12 protein-coding genes are annotated in these 12,489 nt (G+C 70.1%); 9 read left to right on the top strand and 3 right to left on the bottom strand.

From position 1 onward, the window contains the following. Positions 1-496 precede the first annotated feature (496 nt). Positions 497-1,192 carry a PQQ-binding-like beta-propeller repeat protein gene (locus NX794_RS36155; protein ID WP_487416687.1) on the top strand — a complete coding sequence of 232 codons (696 nt, stop codon included), beginning with the start codon at positions 497-499 and terminating at the stop codon, positions 1,190-1,192. An 87-nt stretch (positions 1,193-1,279) separates the two neighbouring features. On the opposite strand, the gene NX794_RS35590 is transcribed toward NX794_RS36155, so the two are convergent. Then, complete coding sequence (locus tag NX794_RS35590; RefSeq protein WP_258783854.1) at positions 1,280-1,573, bottom strand: DUF397 domain-containing protein; 294 nt, start codon at positions 1,571-1,573, stop codon at positions 1,280-1,282. A 265-nt stretch (positions 1,574-1,838) separates the two neighbouring features. Between NX794_RS35590 and rpsO the strand changes: the two genes are divergently transcribed. The 5 genes from rpsO (at position 1,839) to NX794_RS35565 (ending at position 7,398) form a co-directional block, all read left to right on the top strand. Then, positions 1,839-2,126: a 30S ribosomal protein S15 gene (rpsO, locus tag NX794_RS35585; protein ID WP_030177470.1), complete on the top strand. Its 288-nt coding sequence runs from the start codon at positions 1,839-1,841 to the stop codon at positions 2,124-2,126. 379 nt (positions 2,127-2,505) lie between these two features. Beyond that, on the top strand, positions 2,506-4,725 hold the full coding sequence (locus tag NX794_RS35580) for a polyribonucleotide nucleotidyltransferase (protein ID WP_258783853.1): 2,220 nt from the start codon (positions 2,506-2,508) through the stop codon (positions 4,723-4,725). Then, on the top strand, positions 4,722-6,101 hold the full coding sequence (locus tag NX794_RS35575) for a M16 family metallopeptidase (RefSeq protein ID WP_258783852.1): 1,380 nt from the start codon (positions 4,722-4,724) through the stop codon (positions 6,099-6,101). The genes NX794_RS35580 and NX794_RS35575 overlap by 4 nt, the downstream gene beginning before the upstream one ends. 78 nt (positions 6,102-6,179) lie before the next feature. Then, positions 6,180-6,932 carry a 4-hydroxy-tetrahydrodipicolinate reductase gene (gene dapB, locus NX794_RS35570; protein WP_258783851.1) on the top strand — a complete coding sequence of 251 codons (753 nt, stop codon included), beginning with the start codon at positions 6,180-6,182 and terminating at the stop codon, positions 6,930-6,932. A 13-nt stretch (positions 6,933-6,945) separates the two neighbouring features. Next, positions 6,946-7,398, top strand: coding sequence for a hypothetical protein (locus NX794_RS35565; protein ID WP_258783850.1), 453 nt, complete (start codon positions 6,946-6,948; stop codon positions 7,396-7,398). Between the two features lie 83 nt (positions 7,399-7,481). On the opposite strand, the gene NX794_RS35560 is transcribed toward NX794_RS35565, so the two are convergent. Together NX794_RS35560 and NX794_RS35555 are read right to left on the bottom strand one after the other, a co-directional pair. Continuing rightward, the gene (locus tag NX794_RS35560) at positions 7,482-8,051 is read right to left on the bottom strand and encodes a hypothetical protein (protein WP_258783849.1); all 570 of its coding nucleotides are present in this window, start codon (positions 8,049-8,051) and stop codon (positions 7,482-7,484) included. A 90-nt stretch (positions 8,052-8,141) separates the two neighbouring features. Further along, a complete protein-coding gene (locus NX794_RS35555) occupies positions 8,142-8,378 on the bottom strand; it encodes a hypothetical protein (RefSeq protein WP_258783848.1) in 237 nt (78 codons plus the stop codon). Between the two features lie 176 nt (positions 8,379-8,554). On the opposite strand from NX794_RS35555, the gene thyX reads away from it, so the two are divergent. The 3 genes from thyX (at position 8,555) to NX794_RS35540 (ending at position 12,253) form a co-directional block, all read left to right on the top strand. Further along, positions 8,555-9,301, top strand: coding sequence for an FAD-dependent thymidylate synthase (thyX, locus tag NX794_RS35550; RefSeq protein ID WP_428986022.1), 747 nt, complete (start codon positions 8,555-8,557; stop codon positions 9,299-9,301). Between the two features lie 211 nt (positions 9,302-9,512). Then, positions 9,513-10,412, top strand: a complete 900-nt coding sequence (dapA, locus tag NX794_RS35545) for a 4-hydroxy-tetrahydrodipicolinate synthase (RefSeq protein WP_258783846.1) — start codon at positions 9,513-9,515, stop codon at positions 10,410-10,412. A 155-nt stretch (positions 10,413-10,567) separates the two neighbouring features. Beyond that, positions 10,568-12,253 carry a ribonuclease J gene (locus NX794_RS35540; protein ID WP_258783845.1) on the top strand — a complete coding sequence of 562 codons (1,686 nt, stop codon included), beginning with the start codon at positions 10,568-10,570 and terminating at the stop codon, positions 12,251-12,253. Positions 12,254-12,489: the final 236 nt, after the last annotated feature.

The raw sequence follows: 12,489 nt of genomic DNA, 5'->3' as shown, positions 1-12,489 counted from the left end.
TGAGCTTCGGCCCACCCCCCTCGATGCACACCCAGTCCGCACCGGCCGCGGATCACTCGCGGTTCCGGTGCCGCAAGCGCCTGCTCGGCGCGCTCGCCGCGGTGGTGGCCGCGCTCCTGTGCGTCGGCGCCGGCCTGCTCTGGTCCCACGCGGGCGGCGGTCACGGCCAGGGGCGCACCGACGCCAAGGCACCCCGGCAGGCACCGGACGCCGTACGCGAGACCGTCGAGAAAGCTCCCCGCTCACCGGAGGGCCAGGTCGTCGTGGAGCACAACGAGACCGATCTCCCCGACGACGAGCTGTTCGCGCCCGGCACCTGGGCCACCGGCAAGATCCTCGCCCGGGCCGTCGGCCACCGTATCGAGGGCTATCCGATCGACCCGCACTGTGGAACACCACCCTCGCCACGTCCCGGTGCCACGACACCGGCTACGCCGGCGGCCGGGCCCTGCTGGCCCTCGTCACCTGCCGCGAGAACGAGAACACCGCCTACCGGGTGGAGAAGCTCGACCCGCGTACCGGCAAGGCGCAGTGGCGGTACCCGGTCAGCAAGGGCATCCAGGACGTCTACCTGCCCTCCGCCGACCCGCCCGTGGTCGCCGTCGCCGCCGGAGACACCCTGGTCACCGACCTGATCACGCTGGACCCGAAGACGGGCGAACAGCGCGCCCGTATCCCGATGCGGGGCTACGAACCCGACTGCGGGGCGGCGATGTACCCCGGCCCGTTCTTCGGCACGGTCGACAAGTGCTACGGCGTGATGGCCGGCCGGGATCGGATCTTCGTGACGAGCGAGGAGAGCGACGAGATCCGCGAGCCGGCCAACCACATCACGGCCTTCGACCCCGTCAAGGGCACCGCCGTCGCCCGGTTCGACGGCCGCCCCTCCCAGAAGGTGCTCCCCGTCCGCGCCAACGGCGACGATCTGATCGTCTTCCGCGACACCCCGGACGACGTCCAGCCCGCCGCCGTCGTGGACTGGAACCCCCGCACCGACAAGGAGACCCCGTACCTCCTCTTCCACCTCCCGGAGGACGACGCGAACGCACTCGGCGACCCCGAGCAGTCGGACATCCGCTACGAGCAGGGCAACGTCTTCTTCGCCCGGCGCACGATGGAACGCGACGACGAACACCCGAAGGGCCCGGTGCTGTCGGTGATCGGAGTGGGCAGCGCGGGACTGGAGCACTGACGCACGAGAAGGCACACCGGAGGCACGGGCACACGAAAGGGGCGGCACATCCCGTGTACCGCCCCTTGTCGCCAGGTCAGGCCGTGCTCACTCCACGTCCAGCCCGCCGTTGTGCGCCATCGGCCGCAGATCGAACTCCCCGTCCCGCGCCCCCAGCACGAACGCCCGCCACTCCGCCTCCGTGTAACGCAGGACGGTGTCCGGGTCGAGCGAGGACCGCATGGCGACGGCACCGCCCGGCAGGCGGGCGATCTCGACGCGCTCCTCGTGCTCCTCCGTGCCCGGCGCGCACTCCCACTCGACGCCCGAGATGTCGAGCGCGTACAGCTCGTCGCGCTCCCGCTCCTTGCGCGCCTTGGTCTCCGCTTCCGTCTCCGCCATCGTGCAGCGTCCCCTTCCCGTCACGTACGGTGTCGACGCTCACCCTAGTGGCCGCGTGGCCCTGCCCAGGGGCTTCCGCCGAGCGGGGGAAAGAGTCCCCGCCAGTGCCTGGTACCCTGAGTGACGGCCGTGTGTGTACGCGCTCCCGGAACCGGGTGTTCCGGAGGCCGCGCCCAGCGGATCCCCGCCTCCCGAGTAACGGAAGCTCCCCCGAGATGCAGACCGGGGGCGCTCGGAGGCACTCGACAGACCAAGAGGAGTACGCGTGTCGCTCGACGCCGCTACGAAGAAGCAGATCATCGGCGAGTTCGGTACCAAGGAGGGTGACACCGGCTCCCCCGAGGTCCAGGTCGCCCTGCTCTCCCGTCGGATCTCCGACCTGACGGAGCACCTGAAGACCCACAAGCACGACCACCACTCCCGCCGTGGCCTGCTGATCCTCGTCGGTCAGCGCCGTCGCCTGCTGCAGTACCTGGCGAAGAAGGACATCCAGCGCTTCCGTGCGCTGGTCGACCGCCTCGGCATCCGCCGCGGTGCGGCGGGCGCCAAGTAGGACGCCGTGGAGGGAGCGGTTCCCGAGCCGAATCGGGGATCGCTCCCTTTGCCGTACGTACGGAAACATGTGCCGTGCGTACGGAAACATGTGCCGTGCGTACGGAAACGTGCGGAGTGTCACATCCGCTTTGTAGTGTGGTAGCACAACGCACTACGCGGGACACAACGTAAGACGCGGGACACGCACCACGCAGGACCCCACGCACGAGGAGAAGCGCACCTCGCCGCCGCCGGTCCTCGGTAGTGGCCCCCGGGGAGAGCCCCGGGTGCTTCGATCGAAGACCGGCCCGCACAGCTGGCGCGCTTCTCCGCCGCAGTCCCCCTGCCACACGGGCAGCCGTGGGACGAAAGACGACTAAGTAACGGAGAAAACGCTAGTGGAGAACGAGACCCACTACGCCGAGGCCGTCATCGACAATGGCGCCTTCGGTACCCGCACCATCCGCTTCGAGGCGGGCCGCCTGGCCAAGCAGGCCGCCGGCTCCGCCGTGGCGTACCTGGACGACGACACCATGGTGCTGTCGGCCACCACCGCCTCCAAGAACCCCAAGGACCAGCTCGACTTCTTCCCCCTCACGGTGGACGTCGAGGAGCGGATGTACGCCGCCGGCAAGATCCCCGGCAGCTTCTTCCGCCGTGAGGGCCGTCCCTCCGAGGACGCCATCCTCACCTGCCGCCTGATCGACCGCCCGCTGCGCCCGTCCTTCCGCAAGGGCCTGCGCAACGAGATCCAGGTCGTCTGCACGGTCATGGCCCTCAACCCCGACCACCTGTACGACGTCGTGGCGATCAACGCCGCGTCCGCGTCCACGCAGCTGGCCGGCCTGCCCTTCTCCGGCCCGATCGGCGGCGTCCGCGTCGCGCTGATCCGCGGCCAGTGGGTCGCCTTCCCGACGCACACCGAGCTTGAGGACGCCGTCTTCGACATGGTCGTCGCGGGCCGCGTCCTGGAGGACGGCGACGTCGCGATCATGATGGTCGAGGCCGAGGCCACCGAGAAGACCATCAAGCTGGTCGAGGGCGGCTCCGAGGCGCCGACCGAGGAGGTCGTCGCCGCCGGTCTCGACGCCGCGAAGCCCTTCATCAAGGTGCTCTGCCGCGCCCAGGCCGACCTCGCCGCCAAGGCCGCCAAGCCGGTCGGCGAGTTCCCGATCTTCCTCGACCACCAGGACGACGTCCTGGAGGCCCTGACCGCCGCGGTCCGCCCCGAGCTGACCCAGGCGCTCACCATCGCCGGCAAGCAGGAGCGCGAGGCCGAGCTGGACCGCGTCAAGGCGCTCGCCGCCGAGAAGCTCCTGCCGGAGTTCGAGGGCCGCGAGAAGGAGATCTCCGCCGCGTACCGCTCCCTGACCAAGACCCTGGTCCGCGAGCGCGTCATCAAGGAGAAGAAGCGCATCGACGGCCGCGGTGTCACCGACATCCGCACCCTGGCCGCCGAGGTCGAGGCCATCCCGCGCGTGCACGGCTCCGCCCTGTTCGAGCGTGGCGAGACCCAGATCCTGGGCGTCACCACCCTCAACATGCTCCGCATGGAGCAGCAGCTGGACACCCTCTCCCCGGTGACCCGCAAGCGCTACATGCACAACTACAACTTCCCGCCGTACTCCACCGGTGAGACCGGCCGCGTCGGCTCCCCGAAGCGCCGCGAGATCGGCCACGGCGCCCTCGCCGAGCGCGCCCTGGTGCCGGTGCTGCCCGCCCGCGAGGACTTCCCCTACGCGATCCGCCAGGTGTCCGAGGCCCTCGGCTCCAACGGCTCGACGTCCATGGGCTCGGTCTGCGCCTCCACCATGTCGCTGCTGAACGCCGGTGTGCCGCTCAAGGCCCCCGTCGCCGGTATCGCCATGGGCCTGATCTCTCAGGAGATCGAGGGCGAGACGCACTACGTCACCCTCACCGACATCCTCGGTGCGGAGGACGCCTTCGGCGACATGGACTTCAAGGTCGCCGGCACCAAGGAGTTCGTGACCGCCCTCCAGCTCGACACCAAGCTGGACGGCATCCCGGCCTCCGTCCTGGCCGCGGCCCTCAAGCAGGCCCGCGACGCCCGCCTCCACATCCTCGACGTGATGATGGAGGCCATCGACCGGCCCGACGAGATGAGCCCGAACGCCCCGCGGATCATCACCGTCAAGATCCCGGTCGACAAGATCGGTGAGGTCATCGGCCCCAAGGGCAAGATGATCAACCAGATCCAGGAGGACACCGGCGCCGAGATCACCATCGAGGACGACGGCACCATCTACATCGGTGCCGCCGACGGTCCCTCGGCGGAGGCCGCCCGCGCCACGATCAACGGCATCGCCAACCCGACGATGCCCGAGGTCGGCGAGCGCTACCTGGGCACGGTCGTGAAGACGACCACCTTCGGCGCGTTCGTCTCCCTGCTGCCCGGCAAGGACGGTCTGCTGCACATCTCGCAGATCCGCAAGCTGGCCGGCGGCAAGCGCGTGGAGAACGTCGAGGACGTCCTCGGTGTGGGCCAGAAGGTCCAGGTCGAGATCGCCGAGATCGACTCCCGCGGCAAGCTCTCCCTGATCCCCGTGATCGAGGGCGAGGACGGCGACACCGAGAACAAGGACGACGCCGAGCAGTGACGTCCCGTAGCTCACAGGTGACGGCCCGCCCCTCTTCGGAGGCGCGGGCCGTCGCCCGTACCCAAACCCTCATCAAGGGCCACAACGGCGTCGGCACCGTCCGCAAGACCACCCTCCCCGGTGGCCTGCGCGTCGTCACCGAGACCCTGCCCTCGGTCCGCTCCGCGACCTTCGGCATCTGGGCCCACGTCGGCTCCCGTGACGAGACGCCCGCGCTGAACGGCGCCACGCACTACCTGGAGCACCTGCTCTTCAAGGGCACCGCCAAGCGCAGCGCGCTGGACATCTCCTCCGCCGTCGACGCCGTCGGCGGCGAGATGAACGCGTTCACGGCGAAGGAGTACACGTGCTACTACGCGCGCGTGCTCGACACCGACCTGCCACTCGCCATCGACGTCGTGTGCGACATGCTGACGGGCTCGCTCGTCCTGGAGGAGGACGTCGACGTCGAACGCGGCGCGATCCTCGAAGAGATCGCCATGACCGAGGACGACCCGGGCGACTGCGTGCACGACCTGTTCGCGCACACCATGTTCGGCGACAACGCCCTCGGCCGCCCGGTCCTCGGCACCGTCGACACCGTCAACGCCCTCACCGCCGACCGCATCCGCCGCTTCTACAAGAAGCACTACGACCCCACCCACCTGGTGGTCGCCTGCGCCGGCAACATCGACCACGCCAAGGTCGTACGACAGGTCCGCGCGGCCTTCGAGAAGGCGGGCGCCCTCGGGAAGGCGGACGCGCGGCCCATCGCCCCGCGCGACGGCAGCCGTACGATCCGCACCGCCGGCAAGGTGGAACTGCTCGGCCGCAAGACCGAACAGGCGCACGTCGTCCTCGGCATGCCGGGCCTCGCCCGCACCGACGACCGCCGCTGGGCCATGGGCGTCCTCAACACCGCCCTCGGCGGCGGCATGTCCTCCCGCCTCTTCCAGGAGGTCCGGGAGAAGCGCGGCCTCGCCTACAGCGTGTACTCCTACACCTCCGGCTTCGCCGACTGCGGACTCTTCGGCGTCTACGCCGGCTGTCGGCCGAGCCAGGTGCACGACGTGCTGCGGATCTGCCGGGACGAACTCGACCAGGTCGCCGCCAACGGCCTGACCGACGACGAGATCGCCCGCGCCATCGGCCAGCTCCAGGGCTCCACCGTCCTCGGTCTGGAGGACACCGGCGCGCTGATGAACCGCATCGGCAAGAGCGAGCTGTGCTGGGGCGAGCAGATGTCCGTGGACGACATGCTGGCCGCCATCGCCGCGGTCACCCCGGACGAGGTCCGGTCCGTGGCCCGCGACGTCCTGGGCCGGCGCCCGTCGCTGTCGGTGATCGGCCCGGTGAAGGACAAACAGGCCGCGCGGCTGCACGACGCCGTCGCCTGACCCCCTCCGTAGTCGGATTCGGTAACCCGGTCCGGCCGGTCAGCCGGTCGAGCCGGTCAATTCGGTAAGGAAGCGAAGATGAGCAAGCTGCGCGTGGCGGTCCTCGGCGCCAAGGGCCGGATCGGGGCGGAGGCGGTCAAGGCGGTCGAGGCCGCCGAGGACCTGGAACTGGTCGCCGCCCTCGGCCGGGGCGACAAGCTGGAGACCCTGGCGGAGACCGGCGCCCAGGTCGCCGTCGAGCTGACCACCCCGGCCTCCGTCATGGGCAACCTCGACTTCTGCGTGCGCCACGGCATCCACGCGGTCGTCGGGACGACGGGCTGGACCGACGACCGCCTCGCGCAGCTGAAGGGCTGGCTCGCCCAGTCCCCGGAGACCGGTGTGCTCATCGCGCCGAACTTCTCCATCGGCGCCGTCCTCACCATGAAGTTCGCGCAGATCGCCGCGCCGTACTTCGAGTCCGTTGAGGTCGTCGAACTGCACCACCCCAACAAGGTCGACGCCCCGAGCGGCACGGCCACCCGTACCGCCCAGCTCATCGCCGAGGCCCGCCGCGCCGCCGGCAGCCCCGCGGCACCGGACGCCACCGTCACCGCCCTGGACGGCGCGCGGGGTGCCGACGTCGACGGGGTGCCGGTGCACGCCGTACGGCTGCGCGGGCTCCTGGCCCACCAGGAGGTGCTGCTCGGCGGCGAGGGCGAGACCCTCACCGTCCGCCACGACTCCCTGCACCACAGCAGCTTCATGCCGGGCATCCTGCTCGGCGTCCGCCGCGTGGTGACCACTCCGGGCCTGACCTTCGGCCTGGAGAACTTCCTCGACCTGAGCTGAGCCCGATCACATCATGCGCGCGAAGATCACCTATCTCGTCACGGCCGCCGTCCTGGTCTTCTACTTCGTCCTGGTCGGCAGCCGGGGCGTGCTGCTCATCCAGACCGGCACGGTCCTCACCGTCACCTTCGGGGTCGCGGTGCTGATCCTGCCGGTCATCGGCCTGTGGTTCCTGTGGCAGAACACCCGCTTCGTCCGCAGGGCCAACGCCCTCGCCGCCGAGCTCGACGCCGAGGGCGACCTGCCCGTCGACGAACTCCGGCGCACCGCCGACGGCCGGATCGACCGCGACTCGGCCGACGAGGTCTTCGCCCGGCGCAAGGCCGAGACCGAGACGGCCCCCGACGACTGGCGCTGCTGGTTCCGCCTCGCCGTCGCCTACCACGACGCCCGCGACACCCCCCGGGCCCGCAAGGCGATGCAGCGCGCCATCGCCCTGCACGACGGCCGCACGATCGAGGCCTAGCACCGGCCACCACCCGCTCACATGACAAAGGGGCCGACCCGCGTCACCGCGTGGCCGGCCCCTCCGTCCTGTCCGGAACCGGGTCAGCCCCGGCGGTTCTCCGCCGCCCACGCCTCCACGGCGTCCGCCGCGCGGTCGAAGCCCGCCGGGCGGCCCAGGAAGTCCAGGGTGTGCGTGGTCAGCAGGGGAGCGGCCCCCTCGGCCCGCCGGTCCTTGCGGACGAGCATCAGCGCCTGCCCCTGCACCGTCCGCGGCAGCCCCAGCCAGCGCACCGGCTGCTGGGCCGTCCGCACCGAGACCACCCGGGCCCACGGCACCGTCCGCGTCGTCAGGAAGCCGACCTGGCGCAGCCCGCGCTCACTCACCCACACCCCCATGCGCAGCAGCCGCAGCGCCACGGCGATGACGACGATCCCGATGCCGAGCACCACCCCGGCCGAGGAGACGTCGGCGGTGAACACCGAGCCGCTCAGGGCGATGAGAACCGCCGCGAACAGCACGAACGAGGCGAGCAGCAGCACGAGCGCGGCCACGGCGACCCGCCAGGGGCCGGGCCGGTAGGGGCGCCGCCAGCGCTCCCGGTCGTCGTACGGCAGGGCGCTCTCGGATGCCGCCTCGAAGGTGCGGTCGGCCGTAAGGAAGGGCAGGGGCACGGCTGGTCCTCACTCGCTCCTCGCGTGGGCTGTGCCCGGTGAGGCTATCCGGCCCGCTACCCGCCCACCAGCCGTGAGCGTCCGGAAGGGTCAGTGCCCCTGGGACGCCTGGGACTGCTGCGCCTGCTTGCCGGACGACGTGGACATCGCCGGCGTGCCCAGCACGAGGGCGCCTATCAGCCCGGCGACGAGGGTGAGGCCCAGCAGCGACCGCCCGGCCAGCTCGCCGACGGAGGCCCTGCGGCGGGGCGGGGGAGTGACATTACTGCGGAACCGGTCCGCCTCGGCCACGAAGGCGAAGGGTACGGGCTCACGCCTACGGAACATCGCGCTGCGCTCCTTTCGGGGTTTTTCGCATCGAACGTGCGGTCCTCACCGATACAGACGCTCGGAGGACACAAAAGGTGCCCATGTCCCGGAAGATCCTTGGCGTCGGATTCGGGTGAGGTGCTGTCTCACCCCGGGTCGGCTGCCCCGTAGGGTGGGCGCGAACCACAGAAGTGATGGGAAGGACCCCAACCCCCGTGACCACCGAGTCGCTCACGTTCCGCAGTGACGTCACCGTCGAGCTGGTGAAGTCCAGCGCCTCGGACGCCGACGTCCTCTTCGCCGCCCGCGTCTCCACCGCCGGGGAGCAGTCCCTGGACGAGCTGAAGAAGGACCCCGAGCGCTCCAAGGGCCTGATCAACTACCTGATGCGCGACCGGCACGGCAGCCCGTTCGAGCACAACTCGATGACCTTCTTCGTCAGCGCCCCGATCTTCGTCTTCCGCGAGTTCATGCGGCACCGGGTCGGCTGGTCCTACAACGAGGAGTCGGGCCGCTACCGGGAGCTGGAGCCGGTCTTCTACGTCCCGGACACCTCCCGCAAGCTGGTCCAGGAGGGCCGCCCCGGCAAGTACGTCTTCGTCGAGGGCACCCCCGCCCAGCACGAGGCGGTCAGCGGCACTCTGCGCGAGTCCTACGAGCAGGCCTACGCGGCCTACCAGAAGATGCTCGCCGAGGGTGTCGCCCGTGAGGTCGCCCGCGCGGCCCTGCCCGTCGGCCTGTACTCCTCGATGTACGCCACCTGCAACGCGCGCTCCCTGATGCACTTCCTCGGCCTGCGCACCCAGCACGAGCTGGCCAAGGTGCCGTCCTTCCCGCAGCGGGAGATCGAGATGGTGGGCGAGAAGATGGAGGCGGAGTGGGCGAAGCTCATGCCGCTGACGTACGCCGCCTTCAACGCGAACGGCCGGGTGGCCCCGTAGCGAAGACCCGTTCCCGCACCCGGAACGGATGTACGCATCAGCCGCGCGAAGTGTCCGTATTGCGGCATTTGGAGAAGTTCATCTAGCCTGATCAAACGGACCCGGCACTGCTTGAACCCCCGAGCAGGCAGTGCCGGGCTCCTTCTTGGTCCTGACGTGCCAGGCCCCCCAAGGGCAGACCCCACCTTGAGCACCGAGTAGCGTGTTACCCATGGCTCCGACCTCCACTCCGCAGACCCCCTTCGGGCGGGTCCTCACCGCCATGGTCACGCCCTTCACGGCCGACGGCGCACTCGACCTCGACGGCGCGCAGCGGCTCGCCGCCCACCTGGTGGACGCGGGCAACGACGGCCTGATCGTCAACGGCACCACCGGCGAGTCCCCGACCACCAGCGACGCGGAGAAGGCCGATCTCGTACGGGCCGTACTGGAGGCGGTCGGCGACCGGGCCCACGTGGTGGCCGGTGTCGGCACCAACGACACCCACCACAGCGTCGAGCTGGCCCGCGCGGCGGAGCGGATCGGCGCCCACGGCCTCCTGGTCGTCACGCCGTACTACAACAAGCCCCCGCAGGAGGGCCTGTACCGGCACTTCGCGGCCGTCGCCGACGCCGCCGGCCTGCCGGTCATGCTCTACGACATCCCCGGCCGCAGCGGCGTCCCGATCAGCACCGAGACGCTGGTCCGGCTCGCCGAGCACCCCCGGATCGTCGCCAACAAGGACGCCAAGGGCGACCTGGGCCGTGCGAGCTGGGCCATCGCACAGTCCGGCCTCGCCTGGTACTCCGGCGACGACATGCTCAACCTGCCGCTGCTCTCCGTGGGCGCGGTCGGCTTCGTCTCGGTCGTCGGCCACCTCGTCACCCCCGACCTGCGCGCCCTCGTCGACGCGTACACCTCCGGGGACGTCGTCAAGGCCACCGAGATCCACCAGAAGCTGCTCCCGGTGTACACCGGCATGTTCCGCACCCAGGGCGTCATGACCACGAAGGCCGCCCTGGCCCTCCAGGGCCTGCCCGCCGGACCGCTGCGCGCCCCCATGGTCGAATGCTCGCCCGAGGAGATCGCACAGCTCAAGAGCGATCTTGCCGCCGGCGGGGTACAGCTCTAGCAACAGACTTCGCGCGGCCCGACCGCGCAGCGCGACTCCACAACTGAATAGGCAGGCCACCAGGGCCTGCATGAACAACGACAACTGCTTCCGCACGAACGTCATGCACGCCACGTGCCGTACCGGTACGTGGCGTGCGTGGTGAGGAGAGTCTTTTGAGTCATCCGCATCCCGAACTCGGTTCCCCGCCGCCGCTCCCCGCGGGCGGCCTGCGCGTCACCCCGCTCGGCGGTCTCGGCGAGATCGGCCGCAACATGACGGTCTTCGAGTACGGCGGCCGCCTGCTGATCGTCGACTGCGGCGTGCTGTTCCCCGAGGAGGAACAGCCCGGCATCGACCTGATCCTGCCGGACTTCTCGTCCATCAGGGACCGCCTCGACGACATCGAGGGCATCGTCCTCACGCACGGTCACGAGGACCACATCGGCGGCGTCCCGTTCCTGCTCCGCGAGAAGCCGGACATCCCGCTGATCGGCTCCAAGCTGACCCTCGCCCTGATCGAGGCCAAGCTCCAGGAGCACCGGATCCGCCCGTACACCCTTGAGGTGGCGGAGGGGAACCGCGAGCGCGTCGGGCCCTTCGACTGCGAGTTCGTCGCCGTCAACCACTCCATCCCGGACGCCCTGGCGGTCGCCATCCGCACGCCGGCCGGCATGGTGGTGCACACCGGTGACTTCAAGATGGACCAGCTGCCGCTGGACAACCGCCTCACCGACCTGCACGCCTTCGCGCGGCTGAGCGAGGAGGGCATCGACCTCCTCCTCTCCGACTCCACGAACGCCGAGGTCCCGGGCTTCGTCCCGCCCGAGCGCGACATCTCCAACGTGCTGCGTCAGGTCTTCGCCGGCGCCCGCAAGCGGATCATCGTGGCGAGCTTCGCCAGCCACGTCCACCGCATCCAGCAGATCCTGGACGCCGCCCACGAGTACGGCCGTCGGGTCGCCTTCGTCGGCCGCTCCATGGTCCGCAACATGGGCATCGCCCGGGACCTCGGCTACCTGAAGGTCCCGCCGGGCCTGGTGGTCGACGTCCGCTCGCTGGACGACCTGCCCGACCACGAGGTGGTCCTGGTCTGCACGGGCTCCCAGGGCGAGCCGATGGCGGCCCTGTCCCGCATGGCCAACCGCGACCACCAGATCCGCATCGTCGACGGCGACACGGTCATCCTGGCGTCCTCCCTGATCCCCGGGAACGAGAACGCGGTCTACCGGGTCATCAACGGCCTGACCCGCTGGGGCGCCAACGTCGTCCACAAGGGCAACGCCAAGGTGCACGTCTCCGGCCACGCCTCCGCGGGCGAGCTGCTGTACTTCTACAACATCTGCCGCCCCAGGAACCTGATGCCGGTCCACGGCGAATGGCGCCACCTGCGCGCCAACGCCGAGCTGGGCGCGCTGACGGGTGTGCCGCACGACCGCATCGTCATCGCCGAGGACGGCGTGGTGGTGGACCTGGTCGAGGGCAAGGCCAAGATCTCCGGCAAGGTCCAGGCAGGGTACGTCTACGTCGACGGCCTCTCCGTCGGCGACGTGGGCGAGCCGGCCCTCAAGGACCGCAAGATCCTCGGCGACGAGGGCATCATCTCGGTCTTCGTGGTCGTGGACGCCTCCACCGGGAAGATCACCGGCGGCCCGCATGTGCAGGCCCGTGGCTCCGGCATCGAGGACTCCGCGTTCTCGGCCGTCCTCCCGAAGGTCACCGAGGTACTGGAGCGGTCCGCGCAGGACGGCGTCGTGGAACCCCACCAGCTCCAGCAGCTCATCCGCCGCACGCTCGGCAAGTGGGTCTCCGACAACTACCGTCGCCGGCCCATGATCCTGCCGGTCGTCGTCGAGGTCTGACGGCCGCTCAGCAGGGCCAACCCGGAGCGGGGCCCCTCGATTTGCATCGGGGCGCCCCGCTCCAGTACGTTTACGGCTCCGCCCAACCGGGAACCCCAGCACTTCACGCGCTGGACATCAGGTGCCCGGCGGGGGCGGGAAAACCGACTCAGAACTTCTGATAAAGTCGGAACCGCCGGAAAGGGAAACGCGGAAGCGGGAACCTGGAAAGCACCGAGGAAATCGGATCGAGAAAA

This window comes from Streptomyces pyxinicus (assembly GCF_024753135.1).
GTDB classification, from domain to species: domain Bacteria; phylum Actinomycetota; class Actinomycetes; order Streptomycetales; family Streptomycetaceae; genus Streptomyces; species Streptomyces pyxinicus.
This window is presented reverse-complemented; position numbering and strand designations above follow the sequence as displayed.

Excerpts from the sequence above, each read along its gene's own strand:
- thyX (WP_428986022.1), top strand. The coding sequence starts at position 8,555 with ATGGGAAGGACCCCAACCCCCGTGACCACCGAGTCGCTCACGTTCCGC.
- NX794_RS35555 (WP_258783848.1), bottom strand. The coding sequence starts at position 8,378 with ATGTTCCGTAGGCGTGAGCCCGTACCCTTCGCCTTCGTGGCCGAGGCG.
- NX794_RS35590 (WP_258783854.1), bottom strand. The coding sequence starts at position 1,573 with ATGGCGGAGACGGAAGCGGAGACCAAGGCGCGCAAGGAGCGGGAGCGC.
- dapA (WP_258783846.1), top strand. The coding sequence starts at position 9,513 with ATGGCTCCGACCTCCACTCCGCAGACCCCCTTCGGGCGGGTCCTCACC.
- dapB (WP_258783851.1), top strand. The coding sequence starts at position 6,180 with ATGAGCAAGCTGCGCGTGGCGGTCCTCGGCGCCAAGGGCCGGATCGGG.
- NX794_RS35565 (WP_258783850.1), top strand. The coding sequence starts at position 6,946 with ATGCGCGCGAAGATCACCTATCTCGTCACGGCCGCCGTCCTGGTCTTC.